Origin of the sequence: Rhizobium sp. BK529 (genome assembly GCF_014194105.1) — a bacterium.
Lineage (GTDB): Bacteria > Pseudomonadota > Alphaproteobacteria > Rhizobiales > Rhizobiaceae > Rhizobium.
The window spans coordinates 2,618,480-2,635,401 of record NZ_JACIAU010000001.1 but is presented as its reverse complement, the minus strand read 5'-3'; the positions used below and the strand labels follow the sequence as shown (position 1 = coordinate 2,635,401).

Below are 16,922 nucleotides of genomic sequence, written 5' to 3'. Positions count from 1 at the left end.
AGGTGAAAGACAACCGGCTGATCAGCCGATGATGCCCATGATGTCGGCTTCCTTCATGATGAGAAGGTCTTCGCCGTTGATCTTGACTTCGGTGCCGGACCACTTGCCGAACAGAACGCGGTCGCCAGCCTTCACGTCCAGCGGAACGACCTTGCCGGACTCGTCACGAGCGCCGGAACCGACAGCGACGATTTCGCCTTCCTGCGGCTTTTCCTTAGCGGTATCCGGGATGATGATGCCGCCCTTGGTCTTCTCTTCGGATTCAACGCGACGGACGACGACGCGATCGTGAAGCGGGCGGAAATTGGTGCTTGCCATTGTCTAATCCCTCGATCAAATGACATTCGCGGACCGGGTGGCCCACATGGAGAATGTTAGCACTCAACTCCCGTGAGTGCTAGCGCCGTGCATTTAGGGATGGCTCCGGAAGGAGTCAAGAAGAGCCTTCACGGATTTTTATGCCGGAATTGTGGAGACGGGCGGGATTCGTCAATATGGTTACCGAGCCCCAGGCCGCGTCCGGCTTTTTTATAAGCCTTGGCGGGACGGTATAGGTTCGATCCTATCGTGCTCACTATCCTTCGTCAGGCATCTTCCGATGCAGAAAATGCCTTGCCATTAAAGTCCGCCTTTGCAATGTCACCGGTGACCGAAAGCGAAGCAGGAAAGCGGAATGGCAAAGCGGATTGCGAACTTCTCCGAGATCACCGATCGATATGACGCGGTGCTCTGCGATGTCTGGGGCGTCGTGCATAACGGCGTCGATCCGTTTCCCAAGGCCGGCGAGGCGCTGCAGGCCGCCCGTGCCGCCGGCTTGGCCGTCGTTCTGATTACCAATTCACCCCGCGTCTCCTGGCAGGTCGTCGAGCAGTTGCGCCAGATCGGCGTGCCCGACGGCGCCTATGACCGCATCGTCACCTCCGGTGATGTGACCCGGGCGCTGATCGCCGAAGGTCCGCGCGAGGTTTTCCTGCTCGGCCCCGAACGCGACAGTCCAATCCTCGAAGGCCTCGATATCGAGCGCGCCGCCGCCGGCGAAGCTACCTCCGTCGTCTGTACTGGTTTCTTCGACGACGAGACACAGAAGCCCGAGGATTACAGGGACATGCTGCTGGATTTCAAATCCCGTGGCGTGCCGATGATCTGCGCCAATCCCGATCTCGTCGTCGAGCGCGGCCACCGCATCATTCCCTGCGCCGGCGCCATGGCCGCCTATTATGAGCAGCTCGGCGGCTCCACCCGTATTGCCGGCAAACCGCACCGGCCGATCTATGAGGCAACGCTTGCCGCAGCCCGTGAAGTGCGCGGCGACTTCCCTATTGACCGCGTGCTGGCGATCGGCGACGGCATGCCGACGGACGTTCGCGGCGCCTTGAATTATGGCCTCGATCTTCTCTACATCAGCGGTGGCATCCACGCGAAGGAATATACGTTGAACGGCGAGACAGACGAGGCGATCCTGCACGCCTATCTCGAACGGGAAAAAGCCGCACCCAAGTGGTGGATGCCGCGCCTCGCATAAGAGAAATGAAGCCGATGACCGTATTTCACCGCAATGAAACCCGCGATCCGCTACCCGAGCATCTGAAGGGCGGCGTCATCGCCATCGGCAATTTCGACGGCGTTCACCGCGGTCACCAATCCGTGCTGAACCGAGCGCTCGATATAGCACGAGAGCGTCGCATTCCCGCCCTCGTGCTGACCTTCGAGCCGCATCCGCGTACCGTCTTCAAGCCGGATGCGCCGGTCTTTCGTCTGACGCCCGCCCCCTTCAAGGCGCGCATCCTGGAGGAAATGGGCTTCAACGCCGTCATCGAATATCCCTTCGATTACGACTTTTCGCAGCGTTCGGCGGAAGATTTCATTCATTCCATCCTGAAGGACTGGCTCGGAGCCTCCCAGGTGGTGACCGGCTTCGATTTCCATTTCGGCCGCGGCCGCGAGGGCGGGCCGGCCTTCCTGATGGATGCCGGCAACAGATATGGCTTCGGCGTCACCCTGATCGACGCCTTCCGCGACGAGAATACCGATGTCGTCTCCTCGAGCCATGTCCGGGCGCTGCTGAAGGAAGGCGACGTCTCTGCCGTCGCCGCCATGCTCGGTTATCATTATACGGTGCAGTCGAAGGTGATTGGCGGTGAAAAGCTTGGCCGCCAGCTCGGTTTTCCGACTGCCAATATGCAGCTGCCGCCGGAGGTGGATCTTGCGGCGGGCATCTATGCCGTTCGCTTCCGCCTCGAAAACGGCAAGCTTTATGATGCGGTGGCAAGCTACGGCCGCCGCCCGACGGTGACGGAAAACGGCGCGCCGCTGCTAGAAACCTATCTCTTTGATTTCAGCGGCGATCTCTATGGCCAGACCTGTTCGGTCTCCTTCTTCGGCTATCTGCGTCCGGAACTGAAATTTGACGGGCTTGATCCGCTCGTCGCGCAGATGAAGCGCGACGAGGAAGAGGCGAGGGCTCTGCTTTCGGGTGTGAGGCCACTTGGCGAACTCGACCGGAAGCTCTGTTTCGACTGAACAATTCCAGCAAAGTGCATAGGCGTTTTGCGTCCGGAATTGCATAAACGCGAAGAACTGCTCAGGCTGCCCCGAGTGCAGGCTGCGCCTTCGGTCGCGGCAGCGGCGGGAAGGCGAGTGCAATTGCTGCCGCACCGAGCCCGACCAGAGCGGAGCCGATAAAGAGCCACGAGTAGTTGGCATAGGTGTCGTAGATCCACCCGCCGACCAGCGGGCCGAAGGCCATTCCGAGGCTGGACAGCATCGTCGCTGCCCCAAAGACCGTGCCGATGATACGTGGGCCGAAATATTCGCGCGCCAGCACGGCATAGAGTGGCATCACCCCACCATAGGCACTGCCGAAGATGACGGCGAGTGCGTAGAACTCGCCGAGTTTGCTGACGGCAAGATAGGTCGCAAGCGCCGCTGCCTGTATCAGCAGGCCTGCAACGATCACCCGCTTCACACCGATCCGGTCCGCCAACGTGCCATAGAGCAGGCGTCCGCCGAGACCGGCAAGACCCTCGACACTGTAGATGCTGACCGCGGCCATGGGGGCTACGCCGCAGAGCGTGGCATAGTTCACCATATGAAAGATCGGCCCGGAATGGGCGGCGCAGCAGGCAAAGAAGGTGAGCCCGAGCACGATGAACTGCGGCGAACGGAAAACCGTCCAAAGGTCAGCGGCGCCGCCATCGCCTGAGACGATTGCCTCATGCGTATCGACAGGCGGCGACGGCCGTTGGCGTACGAGAAGGGCGGCCGGGATCATCAGGATGAGCGCACCGATGCCGATGATCATCATCGCCGGGCGCCATTCATAGGATGTGATCAGCCAGCGCGCGAAGGGCGAGATCGTCATCGGCGCAACGCCCATGCCGGCCGAAACCAGCGAGACGGCAAGGCCGCGGTTCTCGTCGAACCACGCTGTCGTCGCGGCAATCATCGGCGCGAAAAAGGCGCTGGCTGAAAGGCCGACGAGCACGCCGTAGGTCAATTGGAACTGCAGAAGCGTTTCTGCGCGGCTGGCCAGCATCAGCGCCAGCCCGAGAATGACGGCACCGATCAGCACCACCGGGCGCGGTCCGAACCGGTCGCTGGCAGCGCCCCAGAAGAAGCCACCTATGCCCATGACGATGAAATTCAGCGTCATGGCGCTGGCGATACCGGCATGCGACCAGCCGGTCGCGTCGGCGATCGGTTGCTGGAAAATTGCGAGAGAAAACATGGCGCCGAGAGCCACGCACGTCATCAGTGCGCCGGCCGCGACGATAACCCAACGATAGGAACTGCTCATATCCTCATCACTCCTTACGGACGGGTTTGATCTGACATGATGAAATTTCATGCCTGCAAGTCAAAGACGATCGGGCAAGCCGGAAATCGACAGGGGTTTTGAATTTTTTGTATTGGAAGCAACGAAATCGCAGCCGTCTTCTGCTTGCCGACCCGTCGCCGGGGCATATTTCATTTTGGAGATAAGACGCGGATCGACTGCGCCCAAGCTTCGAAAGGCGATCTCGACATGGACAAAGGTTTTGGAACGGCAGCCTGCTGGCTGCTCCTCATCCCCTATATCGGGCTTCTCTGGGTGCCCTTCTATAATTTCCGCGACCCGGTCGTTCTCGGCTTCCCCTTTTTCTATTGGTATCAGCTTCTCTGGGTACCGATAACAGCGTTCCTGACCTGGATCGCCTATCGGAGCATGCGCCATGACGACTGAAAGCAACATGACGGCGCTTGCCATCTTTATCTTCTTCTTTCTGTTGGTCACCGTTATGGGCTTCATCGCCGCCCATTGGCGCAAACCTGAAACGCTTGCGCACATCGATGAATGGGGCCTTGGCGGGCGCAGCTTCGGTATCTGGATCACCTGGTTCCTTGTCGGCGGCGATTTCTACACCGCCTATACGATCATTGCGGTGCCCGCGCTCGTCTATACCGTCGGCGCTTATGGCTTCTTCGCGCTGCCCTATACGATCATCGTCTACCCCTTCGTCTTCATGGTCATGCCAGTGCTCTGGAAGCGGGCGAAGGATTTCGGTTACGTCACGGCTGCCGATGTGGTTCATGGCCAGTATGGCTCGCGCGGGCTGGAGCTGGCGGTAGCCATCACCGGCGCCATCGCCACCATGCCTTACATCGCCCTGCAACTGGTCGGCATGGCGGCGGTCTTCAAGGCGCTCGGTCTGCATGGCGAACTGCCGCTCGCCATCGCTTTCATCGTGCTGGCGCTCTATACCTATTCCGCGGGATTGCGCGCACCGGCCCTGATCGCTTTCGTCAAGGACATCATGATCTATATCGTGGTGATAGCCGCAGTCGCCCTGATCCCTTCGAAGCTCGGCGGTTATGCCAATGTCTTCAACGCCGCCGACGCCGCCTTCCAGGCCAAGGGATCGGGAAGCCTGCTGCTTGCCCCCAACCAGTACGTCGCCTACGCGACGCTGGCGCTCGGCTCGGCTCTCGCCGCCTTCATGTATCCGCATACGCTGACTGGCATCTTCGCGTCCAACAGCGGCAACACGATCCGCAAGAATGCGGTGCTGCTGCCGGCCTATACGCTTCTACTCGGCCTCCTCGCCTTGCTCGGCTATATGGGCCACGCCGCCAACCTGAAGCTCGACAGCCCGAATGATGTCGTGCCGGCTCTTTTCCAAACGCTCTTCCCGAGCTGGTTTGCCGGCTTTGCATTCTCGGCGATTGCGATCGGCGCACTGGTGCCGGCGGCAGTGATGAGCATCGGGGCGGCCAATCTTTTCACCCGCAATTTCTGGAAGGCCTATATCGACCCCGAAGTCTCCCCAGCGGGTGAGGCCAAGGTCGCCAAGGTGACCTCGCTCGTCGTGAAGATCGGTGCTCTGCTCGTTGTCATCTTCTTGCCTACGCAGTTTGCGCTCGATCTGCAGCTTCTGGGCGGCATATGGATCGTGCAGACGCTGCCTGCACTTGTCTTCGGCCTCTACACCGGCTGGTTCCGCGCGCCCGGCCTGCTTGCCGGCTGGTTTGTCGGCTTCTTCGGCGGCACCTTCCTCGTCTGGATCAACGGCCTGAAACCGCTGCAACCGATCAGCCTTGGGGATACGTCCTTCACCATTTATATCGGCCTGCTGGCCCTGGTGGTGAACATCCTCGTCGCCGTCATCGTCAATCTGCTGGCGCCGGCACGGGGAACGGCAAGGGCCTGAGCCCGCCTGGTGCCAAGCCGCAAGCGTCCTGCTGCGGCTTTTCGTGAAGGCGAAGGACTGAAATCCCTCTTCCTTTTCCGCTGAAAAGCGCCTATGAACCGGCGCGATGAGTAAAATCCGGCTGGCGCATTCGATACGAATTATCGGCCCGGTCTTCCGCGCGCGCTGAGCGGCCGGAAGGTCCGGGTTTTTGGCGCTTGAGCTGAGCAAGCGCTTTCCGTCACCATAGATTTGATATCCGCGCGCCCATCCGGGCCGCCAGAAACGATTGTCACACATGACCGATACAGCCGAAAAGATCGATTACTCGAAGACCCTCTATCTGCCCGAGACGGATTTCCCGATGCGCGCCGGCCTGCCGCAGAAGGAGCCGGAACTCGTTGCCCGCTGGCAGCAGATGAACCTCTACAAGAAGCTGCGTGCGTCCGCCGCCGGCCGCGAAAAATTCGTCCTGCACGACGGCCCGCCCTATGCGAATGGCAACATCCATATCGGCCACGCGCTGAACAAGATCCTCAAGGATGTCATCACCCGCTCCTTCCAGATGCGCGGTTACGATTCCAACTACGTTCCCGGCTGGGACTGCCACGGCCTGCCGATCGAATGGAAGATCGAGGAAGAAAACTACCGCGCCAAGGGCAAGGCCAAGCCTGACCTGACCGAACCGTCGGCGATGATCGAATTCCGCCGCGAATGCCGCGCCTATGCCGAAAAATGGATCGCCATCCAAGGCGGCGAGTTCCAGCGCCTCGGCATAATAGGCGATTTCGAAAACCCGTACCTGACGATGAACTTCCACGCGGAAAGCCGCATCGCCGGCGAACTGTTGAAGATCGCCAGGAGCGGCCAGCTCTATCGCGGCTCCAAGCCGATCATGTGGTCGGTCGTCGAGCGCACGGCGCTGGCGGAAGCCGAAGTCGAGTACCATGATTATGAGAGCGACACGATCTGGGTGAAGTTCCCGGTCGCAAAGGGCTCTGATGGTCTCAAGGATGCCTTCGTCGTCATCTGGACCACAACGCCCTGGACGATCCCTGGCAACCGGGCGATCGCCTATTCCTCGCGCGTTGCCTACGGCCTTTACGAAGTGACGGCCGCCGAGAACGAATTTGGTCCGCGCCCGGGTGAGAAGCTTGTTTTCGCCGACAAGCTCGCCGAAGAATCTTTCGCCAAGGCAAAGCTGCAGTATAAGCGCCTTTCCGACGTCACGGCTGCCGATCTCTCTGGCATCACCTGCGCCCATCCGCTTAAGGGCCTCGGCGGCGGCTACGAATTCGCCGTACCGCTGCTCGATGGCGATCATGTCACTGATGATGCCGGTACCGGTTTCGTGCATACCGCGCCGAGCCACGGCCGCGAAGACTTCGATGTCTGGATGGCGCACGGCCGCGAGATCGAGGCACGCGGTATCGAGACCAAGATCCCGTTCCCGGTTGACGATGGCGGTTTCTACACGGCTGACGCCCCCGGCTTCGAAGGCGCACGAGTCATCGACGACAATGGCAAGAAGGGCGATGCCAACGACCGCGTCATCAAGGCGCTGATCGAACGCAACACACTTTTTGCCCGTGGCCGCCTGAAGCACCAGTATCCGCATTCCTGGCGCTCCAAAAAGCCGGTCATCTTCCGCAACACGCCGCAGTGGTTCGTCTATATGGACAAGACGCTGGCGGACGGAACGACGCTGCGCACCCGCGCGCTGAAGGCGATCGACGATACCCGCTTCGTGCCCGCTGCCGGCCAGAACCGTCTGCGCGCCATGATCGAGCAGCGCCCGGATTGGGTTCTGTCTCGCCAGCGCGCATGGGGCGTACCGATCTGCGTCTTCGTCGACGAGCATGGTGAAGTGTTGCAGGATGATGCCGTCAACCAGCGCATCCTTGACGCGTTCGATGCCGAAGGCGCCGATGCCTGGTTTGCCGAAGGCGCCAAGGAGCGCTTCCTCGGCAACGAGCATGATCCGTCCAAGTGGTCGCAGGTCATGGATATTCTCGACGTCTGGTTCGACTCGGGCTCCACCCACACCTTTACCCTGGAAGACCGCCCCGACTTGAAGTGGCCGGCCGATCTCTATCTTGAAGGTTCCGACCAGCATCGCGGTTGGTTCCACTCCTCGCTCTTGGAATCGGCTGCCACCCGTGGCCGCGCGCCTTATAATGCCGTCCTCACTCATGGTTTCACCATGGACGAGAAGGGCGAGAAGATGTCGAAGTCGAAGGGTAACGTCACTTCGCCGCAGGAAGTGATGAAAGATGCCGGCGCCGACATCTTGCGTCTCTGGGTCATGACCTCTGACTATGCGGACGATTTGCGTGTCGGCAAGACGATTATCCAGACCAATGTCGATGCCTATCGTAAGCTGCGCAACACCATCCGCTGGATGCTCGGCACGCTGGCGCACGACAAGGGCGAAGTCATCTCACTTTCCGATCTGCCGGAGCTGGAGCAACTGATGTTGCATCGCCTCTCTGAGCTTGATCAGCTCGTGCGTGAAAACTACGACGCCTTCGACTTCAAGAAGATCGCCCGCGCATTGATCGATTTTGCCAATGTCGAGCTCTCGGCCTTCTATTTCGACGTCCGCAAGGATGCGCTCTACTGCGATGCGCCCTCCAGCCTTCGCCGCCGCTCGGCGCTCTATGTCATCCGCATGATCTTCGATTGTATGGTGACCTGGCTCGCCCCGATGCTGCCTTTCACGACCGAAGAAGCATGGCTCTCGCGCAATCCGTCGGCCGTCTCCGTACATCTGGAGCAGTTTGCTCCGGTTGCGAAGGAATGGCACAACGACGCGCTGGCTGAGAAATGGAAGAAGATCCGCGCGATCCGCAGCGTCGTGACCGGAGCGCTCGAAATCGAACGCAAGGACAAGCGCATCGGCTCGTCGCTGGAAGCAGCCCCCGTCGTCTATGTCGCCGACGCGGAACTGTTGAAGGCGCTCGAAGGTCAGGATTTCAGCGAAGTTTGCATCACCTCGGGCATCAAGGTCGAGGCGAGCGCTGGCCCGGCTGAAGCCTTCCGCTTGGCCGAAGTCCCCGAAGTCGCCGTCGTTCCGAAGCTTGCCGAAGGCGTCAAATGCGCCCGTTCGTGGCGCATCACAACCGATGTCGGCTCCGACCCTGATTATCCCGATGTCTCGGCGCGTGACGCTGCGGCATTGCGCGAACTCGGTATCCGGGCCTGAAGATATTTGCCGGGTGAATTGCCTTTGTGGCGTTCATCCGGTAAAAGCTGCCTGAAAATGGCCGGATTTTTGCGTCAGGGGGACGATTGTCCGGTGGGCAGTACTGATTCCGGCATGCGGGAAGGGTTTTCATGTTAGCGACGCATTGGTTCCGTTTGGGCGCCTGCCTGTCTCTTGTGATGGCGGGAAGCTCCTTGATGTCAGGTTGCGCCAGCAGCCCGACTTACGGCACCGACAAGACCGCCATGGAACAGCTTGCCGACGACCTCGGCCAATCCGTTTCACTGACTGGCCCAGGCCCGAAAAATGCCGGTGTGAAATACACGCCGCGTCCGACGCTCGTCATGCCCGCGAAGGACCAGAAGGAAACTCTCGTCCAGCCGCAGCAAACCGTTGCCAATAAGGACAATCCGCAGTGGGTTGAATCGCCTGAAGAAGCCCGCCAGCGTCTCGTCAAGGAAGCCGACGAAAATTCGGACAATCCAGCCTATCGTTCGCCGCTTGCCAGTTCCGCCATCGAGGGCGGACGCCAGACGACCGAAGCCCAGACCAAGGCATATCGTGAAGCGCGCGCCCTGCAGAAGGGCGCCTATATCGACCAGCGCCGCTACATTTCCGATCCGCCGACCGAATATCGCGCGGTCGATGATCCGGCAAAGCTCGACGATCTGGGCACGCCGGAGCAGAAGAAAGACAAGCAGCGTAAGAAGGACGCGGCCGTTGCCGGCAGCGGCACCAAATGGTGGCAGATCCTTCAATAAAACCCGCTATCGCTGGTCCTCAGTGAACCGGTGTGGCGTCTGCGCGACGTGAGACAGCCGCAGACGACAAGGAGCCCGGTGATTCCTAACGGGCATCAAGGCGTGTCTCGTTTCTCCGAAAAGAATGTCCTCAGCATGTCAGCGGATTCGGTCTCGTTGAAGCCGGAATAGACCTCCGGCGCATGATGGCAGGTCGGCTGCGCATAAAAGCGCACGCCATTGTCGACCGCGCCACCTTTCGGATCCTCCGCGCCGTAATAAAGCCTGCGGATACGGGCAAATGAAATCGCCGCCGCACACATCGTACAGGGTTCCAGGGTCACATAGAGATCGGCACCGACGAGCCGCTCCTGGCCGAGCCTGTCGGCAGCTATGCGAATGGCGGCGATTTCGGCATGGGCGGTCACGTCGTTGAGTTCCCGGGTGCGGTTTCCGGAGCTTGCGATCGCTTCGCCATCGACCACGACAACGGCGCCGATCGGCACTTCGCCGCGGTCTCCCGCAGCGCGCGCTTCCTCTAACGCCATCTCCATAAATCGATTTGTCTTCACGTTCGCAAGAATTTCCACTTAACCGCAGGTGCGCGACCTGATAGACAGGCCGAAAAGGCAGGCAAACAACAAATGACACCCAAAGACAAGCCAAAACGCCCGGGCGCACGGCCCCCTGCGCGTGACGCGCGGTCGAAAAGCGGCCCGAAGGCCGGTAGCGACAAGCCGGCAAAGGCCGCAGCCGCGAAAGTGGCCGCTAATGAAACGGATGGCGAAGCCAAGGCAGAACGCATCTCCAAGGTGATGGCGCGCGCCGGCGTTGCCTCCCGCCGCGATATCGAACGCATGATCATGGACGGCCGCGTCACGCTGAACGGCAAGCTCCTCGACACGCCCGTCGTCAACGTCACACTCGAAGATAAGATCGAAGTTGATGGCGTGCCGATTCGTGGTATCGAGCGCACGCGCCTCTGGCTCTACCACAAGCCGCCGGGCCTCGTGACGACGAATTCCGATCCCGAGGGCCGCCCTACCGTGTTCGACAACCTGCCGGAAGAGCTTCCGCGCGTCATGTCGATCGGCCGTCTCGATATCAACACCGAAGGCCTGCTGCTGCTGACCAATGACGGCGGCCTTGCCCGCGCGTTGGAACTGCCAACCACCGGCTGGCTGCGCCGCTACCGCGTGCGCGCCCATGGCGAGATCGATCAGAAAGCGCTCGACAAGCTGAAGGACGGCATTGCCGTCGACGGCGTTCTCTACGGCTCCATCGAGGCGACGCTCGACCGCACCCAGGGATCCAATGTTTGGATCACCATGGGCCTACGCGAAGGCAAGAACCGCGAAATCAAGAACGTGCTCGGCGCGCTCGGCCTCGACGTCAATCGCCTGATCCGCGTTTCCTACGGTCCTTTCCAGCTCGGTGAACTGCCCGAGGGTCAGGTGATCGAAGTGCGTGGCCGCACGTTGCGCGATCAGCTTGGCCCGCGCCTGATCGAGGATGCCAAAGCGAATTTCGACGCGCCGATCTATAACGCGCCGGCCGTTGCTGCCGAAGAGACCGAGGAACCGGTGCAGGAGCGCCGCGAACGCCCGCGCCGTGACGAAGACAAGCGCGAACGCGCTTTGAGCCGTCTTGATACCAAGCGCGACGATCGTCGGCGGGATGATCGTAGAGACGACCGCCGCGGCGACGATGACCGCCCGAAGCGTCCGGCTCTCGGCAGCCGTCGCAACGCCAATGTCTGGATGGCGCCAGGTGCGCGTCCGCTCGGCGAGAAGGCAGCGGCCAAGGCCGCGAAGAATGCGCAGACCGCCCGCCGTCGCGGCGAAACGGCCGCCCCGGCAAAGGAGCCGCGCTTCGACCGCACGAGCGATCGCCCGCGCCTGCAGATCAATCGCGTCCATGAAGAGGATGGCGAATGGATTCGCTCGAGCGAGGCGCCCCGCAAACGCGACGAGGATGAAGGTTTCGGCCGCAAGCGCTCTTTCGGCGATCATCCTGCACGTGAAGAGGGCGGCGATCGTCCGCGCAAGAGAAGCTTTGGTGGCGAAGGCCGCTCGGAACGACCGCGCGGCGACAAGTCTTTCGGAGACAAGCCGCGTGGCGAGCGCCGTCCGCGCACGGACGGAGAAGAGCGCCCGCGTTCCTTCCGCGACCGCCCGCGTGAGGATGGTGGCGAACGCTCTTCGCGTCCAGCGAGGAGTTTCGGCGGCGAGAGCCGTTCTGACCGTCCGCGTGGAGACAAACCTTCTGGTGCCAAGCCGCGTGGCGAGCATCGCCCACGCACCGAAGGTGAAGAGGGTTCGCGTCCTTTCCGCTCTCGCGAAGAGGGCGGCGAGCGTTCCCGTACGGGTAGAAGCTTTGGCGGCGAGGGCCGTTCGGAACGTTCACGCGGTGACAAGCCTTTTGGGGACAAGCCCCGTGGGGCAAAGGGTTTCTCCGGCAAGCCGAAAGGCGATCGGCCGGGTGGTGGCGGCAAGCCTTCGGGCGGGCCGTCCAGAGGTGGTGCGAAAGGTAAGGGAATGACGCGCGGTGCGGATCGTCGGCGGTGAGTTTCGCGGACGGCCGCTTGCCGTACCAAAATCCAACGACATTCGGCCGACTGCGGACCGGACGCGTGAGAGCCTGTTCAATATTCTGAGCCATGCCTATCCGGAATGCGTTGACGGCACCCGGATCCTCGATCTGTTCGCGGGTACCGGCGCGGTCGGCCTCGAAGCCGTCTCACGCGGCTGTCGCCATGCGCTGTTTGTCGAAAACAGTGTCGAGGGCAGAGCGCTTCTCTGGGAAAATATCGATGCGCTCGGCTTGCATGGCAGGACGCGCATCCTGCGTCGTGATGCGACCGATCTCGGCAGCATCGGCAATCTCGAGCCCTTCGATATGCTCTTCGCCGATCCGCCCTATGGCAGAGGGCTGGGCGAGAAGGCCTTGGCAGCAGCTGCCGAAGGCGGCTGGCTCAAGCCGGGCGCGATTACCGTCCTGGAAGAACGCGCAGATGTTGCAGTTTCGGTGCATCCTTCCTATGTTTTTCTCGAAAACCGAATATTCGGCGATACCAGAGTGCATTTCTTCCGGTATCAGCCGCAGTAGTCGGCGCGTTGGGGGCAGCAAATCGTGCCGCAGGCGGAAATCATCAGTCCGAAGTCACCTGCGATCAGCGATCTCCCGACGATAGCTGTCGCCTTCGGCGGCGGTGGTGCGCGCGGCCTCTCACATATTCATGTCATCGAAACGCTGGATGAACTCGGTATTCGTCCAGTGGCGATATCAGGCTCCTCCATCGGCGCCATCATGGGCGCTGGCATGGGCGCCGGCATGTCCGGCGCGGAAATCCGCGAACATGCGCTGGCAACTGTCGGCAACAAGGCGGCCGTCGTCAGCCGTATCTGGGGCCTACGGCCAACGACCGTGCGGGATGCCGTGGCTAAGGGTATCCGCATCGGCCAGTTCAATCTCGAACGCATCCTGAAGGCGTTCCTGCCCTCGGAACTGCCGCAGCGTTTCGAAGATCTCCTGGTGCCGATGAAAGTCGTCACCACGGACTATTACGGCCAGAACGAGGTCATCGTCGAACAGGGTCAGCTTTTTCCAGCGCTCGCCGCATCATCGGCCATTCCTGCCGTCTTCATGCCAGTCAGGCTGCATGGCCGGGTAATGATCGACGGGGGCATCTCCAATCCCGTGCCTTATGAATGCCTGATGGACCTTGCCGATATTGTCGTGGGCATCGATGTCGTCGGCGCACCCGAAGGCGACGGCACTCATATCCCGAACCGCATGGAAAGCATCTTCGGCTCCGGTCAGCTGATGATGCAAACGGCAATTTCGCTGAAGCTGAGGCTCTCGCGGCCGCATATCTTTCTTCGCCCCACGGTCGGCCGCACCGGCGTCATGGATTTCCTGAAGGCGCGCGACGTGCTTGCCATGTCCGTCGGTGTGAAGGACGAATTGAAATACGCCCTCGACCGGGAAATCGAGGCGCGGTTGAAGCGCTGAGTGCCGCAGGCCTTTAGGCATCCGCCGTCACGTCGGACCTGGCTGCCAGCGGATCGTCGGCAAAGGGATCGGCTGCGCGTTTCGGCTTGACCAGCGGCTCCGGACGGATCGGTGTTGAAAACAGGAGATCCCGTCCCGCCTGCAGTCCCTCGGAAACCTGCAGCACCAGCCGGGCCTCGTCGCGCTTGCGAATGTCTTCGCCGATCTCATAGGCATCCATCTCGGCAACGCCGAGCGCTTCCAGCGTCCGCCGGCCGAACAGCAAACCGGATTCCAGCGTTTCGCGCAGCTCGTAATCGACGCCCTTGTTACGCAGTTCGATCGAGTGAATACGATCATAGGAACGCACGAAGAGCGTCGTCTGCGGGTAGTCGGCCTGGATCAGTTCGACCACCTTGTCGGTGATCTCCTTCTTTTGGGTGCAGACGAGCACGATCTTTGCCCGGTCGATGCCCGCCGAGCGCAGCACATCCTTGCGTGTGCCGTCACCAAAATAGATGCGGAAACCGAAGGAGGACGCCTGCCGGATGCGGTCGGCCGAAAAGTCGATGACTGTGACGCTCCGGCCGCCGGCAAGCAGGATCTGCGCAGCGATTTGGCCGAAACGCGAGAAGCCGACCATCAGCACATCTGCGCCCGCGCCCTCGAAATCCTCATCGAGCTCCTCATGATCTTCCCCTGTCAGCATTCGCTGGGAAAGGGCAGCACCGAGCGGCGTCAGCGCCATGGAAAGCGTGACGATTGCCACGAGAAGCGAAGCGGTGCTGCTCGGCATCAGCCCGGCAACGGCAGCCGCGGTGAAGAGCACGAAGCCGAATTCGCCGCCTTGCGGCAGGAGGAAGGCGATGCGCACCGCATCGTCGTGCGAAGAGCGCGTCAGCCGGCAAAGCGCATAGATGATCAGCGCCTTGACGGCCATGATGATCGGCACGGCGACGATGATGAAGAGAGCATTGTCGATCAGCACGTCGAGTTGCAGCGACAGGCCGACGGCAATGAAGAAGATAGCGAGGAGCACGCCGCGGAAAGGCTCGATATCGGCTTCCAGCTCATGGCGGTAGGAGGATTCCGCCAGCATGACGCCGGACAGGAAGGCGCCCATCGCCATCGAAAGTCCGGCAAGCTGCATCAGGCTTGCCGATCCCAAGACGACGAACAGAGCGGCTGCGATCATCGCTTCGCGTGCGCCGGTACGGGCGATAACCTGAAAGAGGGGTGTCAGCAGGTATCTTCCCATGACGATCATCCCGGCGACGGCTGCCACCGAGACGCCGAAGTCGACAAGCGGATTGCCGCTGCCCTTGTTGCCGTCGAGAATGGTGACGACAGCCAAAAGCGGCACGATCGCGAGATCCTGAAAGAGCAGCATGGAGAAAGAGCGTTGCCCATAGCGCGTGTTCACGTCTCCATCGCCTTCTAGGATCTGCATGGCAAAGGCAGTCGAGGAGAGCGCCAGCCCGGAACCGGCAACGATGCTGCCGCGCCAGCCTAGGACGCCGGAAGCCCAGGCAAGCCCAGTCAAGGCCAGACCCGTCACCATCACCTGTGCCGTGCCGAGACCGAAGATGTCGCGTCGCATCTGCCAGAGGCGTGATGGCTTCAGTTCAAGCCCGATGATGAAGAGCAGGAAGACGACGCCCAGTTCGGCAACGTCGAGGATTTGCTCGCCGTCGGTAATGCCGTGGAAGACCGGTCCGATGACGATGCCTGCCGCCAGGTAGCCGAGCACCGTGCCGAGACCCAGCTTCTTGAAAATAGGGGCGGCGACGACGGCGCCGCCGAGCAGCAGGATGGTTTCGGTGAAAAGCGCGTTGGGTGCGGACATGCTTCATTTCTTTCGATGGCGGAGCAAGCAGGCAGCCAGGAAAAGAATCGGCATCCACGGCCTTGATGCTTTCAGGAGTGCACAATAAATGGAACTGGAAGGAAAGGCCAAATCATGTCCTCTGAAATCGATTCCTCGACACTTCTTTCCCGCGCAAGTCAACTGATCGATCTGGCGAAGAAAGCAGGCGCCGATGCAGCAGACGCCGTGGTTGTCCGCTCGCGCGCGCAATCGGTGAGCGTTCGTTTAGGCAAAGTCGAAGGAACAGAATCCTCGGAAAGCGACGACTTTTCGCTGCGTGTCTTCATCGGCAAACGGGTTGCAAGTGTTTCCGCAAATCCGGGCTTCGATCTGCAGGCGATGGCTGAGCGTGCGGTCGCCATGGCCAAAGTCTCGCCGGAAGATCCGTTCGCCTGCCTGGCTGACGAAAACAGGCTGGCAAAGACCTATCCCGACCTGCAGCTTCTGGACACGACCGAGGTCAGCGCCGAGCAGCTGCGCGAGGCTGCCCTTGCCGCCGAAGCCGCAGCGCTTGCCGTGAAAGGCGTCACCAACTCCTCCGGCGCTGGTGCCTCCGCCGGCATGGGCGGACTGGTGCTTGCCACCTCGCACGGCTTCGAAGGCAGTTATATGGCGTCGCGCTTCGGCAATTCCGTCAGCGTCATTGCCGGTGAAGGCACCGGCATGGAGCGGGACTATGATTTCGACAGCCGCCTCTATCATGCCGATCTCGACGATCCAGCCGAAATCGGCCGCCGGGCCGGCGAGCGCGCCATCAAGCGTATCAATCCGCGGCAGGTGCCAACCGGCAAGGACATTACCGTCATCTTCGATCCGCGCATCGCTCGTGGGTTCGTCGGCCACATTGCCGGCGCCATCAACGGCGCTTCGGTCGCCCGCAAGATGAGTTTCCTGCGTGACAAGATGGGCCAGCAGGTGTTGAAGGCAGGCCTGTCGATAACGGACGATCCGCTGATCGTGCGTGGACCGTCTTCCCGTCCATTCGATGGCGAAGGTGTGTCCGGCGAACGGCTCGTGATGATCGAGGATGGGGTACTCAAGCACTGGTTTCTGTCCACATCCACAGCGCGTGAGATTGGTGGTCTCGAGACCAATGGCCGCGGTGTGCGCGGTGGCACGTCGGTTACGCCAGCGTCAACCAACCTAGCGTTGGAACCTGGCGACATCTCGCCGGAAGAGCTGATCCGCAGCGTCGGCAACGGCTTCTATGTGACGGAACTGATCGGCCAGGGCGTCAACATGATCACCGGCGAATATAGTCGCGGTGCGACCGGGTTCTGGATCGAAAACGGTGAGCTGACCTTCCCGGTGTCGGAGGTGACGATTGCCTCGAACCTCAAGGACATGTTCATGCGGCTGACGCTCGCCAATGACATCGACCGCAAGTTCGGTGTGGCGGCTCCGACCTTCGCCATTGAAGGCATGACGCTTGCGGGCCGCTGACGAACGGA

Annotated in this window: 14 protein-coding genes; 10 read left to right on the top strand and 4 right to left on the bottom strand. The window is 61.2% G+C overall.

Features of this window, described 5'->3' with window-relative positions:
- Positions 1 to 21: 21 nt before the first annotated feature.
- A complete protein-coding gene (groES, locus tag FHX08_RS13350; protein ID WP_012706990.1) occupies positions 22 to 318 on the bottom strand; it encodes a co-chaperone GroES in 297 nt (98 codons plus the stop codon).
- A gap of 355 nt (positions 319 to 673) precedes the next feature.
- On the opposite strand from groES, the gene FHX08_RS13345 reads away from it, so the two are divergent.
- The gene (locus tag FHX08_RS13345; protein ID WP_132652508.1) at positions 674 to 1,522 is read left to right on the top strand and encodes a TIGR01459 family HAD-type hydrolase; all 849 of its coding nucleotides are present in this window, start codon (positions 674 to 676) and stop codon (positions 1,520 to 1,522) included.
- Between the two features lie 14 nt (positions 1,523 to 1,536).
- The gene (locus FHX08_RS13340; RefSeq protein WP_132652506.1) at positions 1,537 to 2,520 is read left to right on the top strand and encodes a bifunctional riboflavin kinase/FAD synthetase; all 984 of its coding nucleotides are present in this window, start codon (positions 1,537 to 1,539) and stop codon (positions 2,518 to 2,520) included.
- A 61-nt stretch (positions 2,521 to 2,581) separates the two neighbouring features.
- Here FHX08_RS13340 and FHX08_RS13335 read toward each other — a convergent pair whose 3' ends face one another.
- On the bottom strand, positions 2,582 to 3,796 hold the full coding sequence (locus FHX08_RS13335; protein ID WP_132652505.1) for an MFS transporter: 1,215 nt from the start codon (positions 3,794 to 3,796) through the stop codon (positions 2,582 to 2,584).
- Between the two features lie 228 nt (positions 3,797 to 4,024).
- Between FHX08_RS13335 and FHX08_RS13330 the strand changes: the two genes are divergently transcribed.
- The 4 genes from FHX08_RS13330 (at position 4,025) to FHX08_RS13315 (ending at position 9,632) form a co-directional block, all read left to right on the top strand.
- Positions 4,025 to 4,222, top strand: coding sequence for a DUF3311 domain-containing protein (locus FHX08_RS13330; protein WP_132652503.1), 198 nt, complete (start codon positions 4,025 to 4,027; stop codon positions 4,220 to 4,222).
- On the top strand, positions 4,212 to 5,687 hold the full coding sequence (mctP, locus tag FHX08_RS13325) for a monocarboxylate uptake permease MctP (RefSeq protein ID WP_132652501.1): 1,476 nt from the start codon (positions 4,212 to 4,214) through the stop codon (positions 5,685 to 5,687). Before FHX08_RS13330 ends, mctP begins: the two co-directional genes overlap by 11 nt.
- 277 nt (positions 5,688 to 5,964) lie before the next feature.
- Positions 5,965 to 8,871: an isoleucine--tRNA ligase gene (ileS, locus tag FHX08_RS13320; protein WP_184327227.1), complete on the top strand. Its 2,907-nt coding sequence runs from the start codon at positions 5,965 to 5,967 to the stop codon at positions 8,869 to 8,871.
- Between the two features lie 131 nt (positions 8,872 to 9,002).
- On the top strand, positions 9,003 to 9,632 hold the full coding sequence (locus FHX08_RS13315) for a hypothetical protein (protein ID WP_132652498.1): 630 nt from the start codon (positions 9,003 to 9,005) through the stop codon (positions 9,630 to 9,632).
- A 95-nt stretch (positions 9,633 to 9,727) separates the two neighbouring features.
- On the opposite strand, the gene FHX08_RS13310 is transcribed toward FHX08_RS13315, so the two are convergent.
- Positions 9,728 to 10,165, bottom strand: a complete 438-nt coding sequence (locus FHX08_RS13310) for a nucleoside deaminase (protein ID WP_132653211.1) — start codon at positions 10,163 to 10,165, stop codon at positions 9,728 to 9,730.
- A gap of 90 nt (positions 10,166 to 10,255) precedes the next feature.
- Here FHX08_RS13310 and FHX08_RS13305 point away from each other — a divergent pair, with 90 nt between their 5' ends.
- Genes FHX08_RS13305 through FHX08_RS13295 form a run of 3 tightly spaced genes read left to right on the top strand, consistent with a single transcriptional unit; the run spans position 10,256 to position 13,625 of the window.
- Positions 10,256 to 12,178, top strand: a complete 1,923-nt coding sequence (locus tag FHX08_RS13305; RefSeq protein ID WP_132652496.1) for a pseudouridine synthase — start codon at positions 10,256 to 10,258, stop codon at positions 12,176 to 12,178.
- Complete coding sequence (gene rsmD, locus FHX08_RS13300; protein WP_132652494.1) at positions 12,159 to 12,719, top strand: 16S rRNA (guanine(966)-N(2))-methyltransferase RsmD; 561 nt, start codon at positions 12,159 to 12,161, stop codon at positions 12,717 to 12,719. Before FHX08_RS13305 ends, rsmD begins: the two co-directional genes overlap by 20 nt.
- Positions 12,720 to 12,743: 24 nt before the next feature.
- Entirely contained in the window at positions 12,744 to 13,625 is an 882-nt protein-coding gene (locus FHX08_RS13295) for a patatin-like phospholipase family protein (RefSeq protein ID WP_132652492.1), read from the top strand.
- 13 nt (positions 13,626 to 13,638) lie between these two features.
- Here the strand turns inward: FHX08_RS13295 and FHX08_RS13290 are convergent, their stop codons facing one another.
- The gene (locus tag FHX08_RS13290; protein WP_132652491.1) at positions 13,639 to 15,450 is read right to left on the bottom strand and encodes a monovalent cation:proton antiporter-2 (CPA2) family protein; all 1,812 of its coding nucleotides are present in this window, start codon (positions 15,448 to 15,450) and stop codon (positions 13,639 to 13,641) included.
- Between the two features lie 114 nt (positions 15,451 to 15,564).
- Between FHX08_RS13290 and FHX08_RS13285 the strand changes: the two genes are divergently transcribed.
- Positions 15,565 to 16,914, top strand: a complete 1,350-nt coding sequence (locus FHX08_RS13285; protein WP_132652489.1) for a TldD/PmbA family protein — start codon at positions 15,565 to 15,567, stop codon at positions 16,912 to 16,914.
- Positions 16,915 to 16,922 lie beyond the last annotated feature (8 nt).

What these genes read in the sequence shown, in the direction of transcription:
- groES (WP_012706990.1), bottom strand. Translation starts at nt 318, where the DNA reads ATGGCAAGCACCAATTTCCGCCCGCTTCACGATCGCGTCGTCGTCCGT.
- FHX08_RS13345 (WP_132652508.1), top strand. Translation starts at nt 674, where the DNA reads ATGGCAAAGCGGATTGCGAACTTCTCCGAGATCACCGATCGATATGAC.
- FHX08_RS13340 (WP_132652506.1), top strand. Translation starts at nt 1,537, where the DNA reads ATGACCGTATTTCACCGCAATGAAACCCGCGATCCGCTACCCGAGCAT.
- FHX08_RS13335 (WP_132652505.1), bottom strand. Translation starts at nt 3,796, where the DNA reads ATGAGCAGTTCCTATCGTTGGGTTATCGTCGCGGCCGGCGCACTGATG.
- FHX08_RS13330 (WP_132652503.1), top strand. Translation starts at nt 4,025, where the DNA reads ATGGACAAAGGTTTTGGAACGGCAGCCTGCTGGCTGCTCCTCATCCCC.
- mctP (WP_132652501.1), top strand. Translation starts at nt 4,212, where the DNA reads ATGACGACTGAAAGCAACATGACGGCGCTTGCCATCTTTATCTTCTTC.
- ileS (WP_184327227.1), top strand. Translation starts at nt 5,965, where the DNA reads ATGACCGATACAGCCGAAAAGATCGATTACTCGAAGACCCTCTATCTG.
- FHX08_RS13315 (WP_132652498.1), top strand. Translation starts at nt 9,003, where the DNA reads ATGTTAGCGACGCATTGGTTCCGTTTGGGCGCCTGCCTGTCTCTTGTG.
- FHX08_RS13310 (WP_132653211.1), bottom strand. Translation starts at nt 10,165, where the DNA reads ATGGAGATGGCGTTAGAGGAAGCGCGCGCTGCGGGAGACCGCGGCGAA.
- FHX08_RS13305 (WP_132652496.1), top strand. Translation starts at nt 10,256, where the DNA reads ATGACACCCAAAGACAAGCCAAAACGCCCGGGCGCACGGCCCCCTGCG.
- FHX08_RS13290 (WP_132652491.1), bottom strand. Translation starts at nt 15,450, where the DNA reads ATGTCCGCACCCAACGCGCTTTTCACCGAAACCATCCTGCTGCTCGGC.
- FHX08_RS13285 (WP_132652489.1), top strand. Translation starts at nt 15,565, where the DNA reads ATGTCCTCTGAAATCGATTCCTCGACACTTCTTTCCCGCGCAAGTCAA.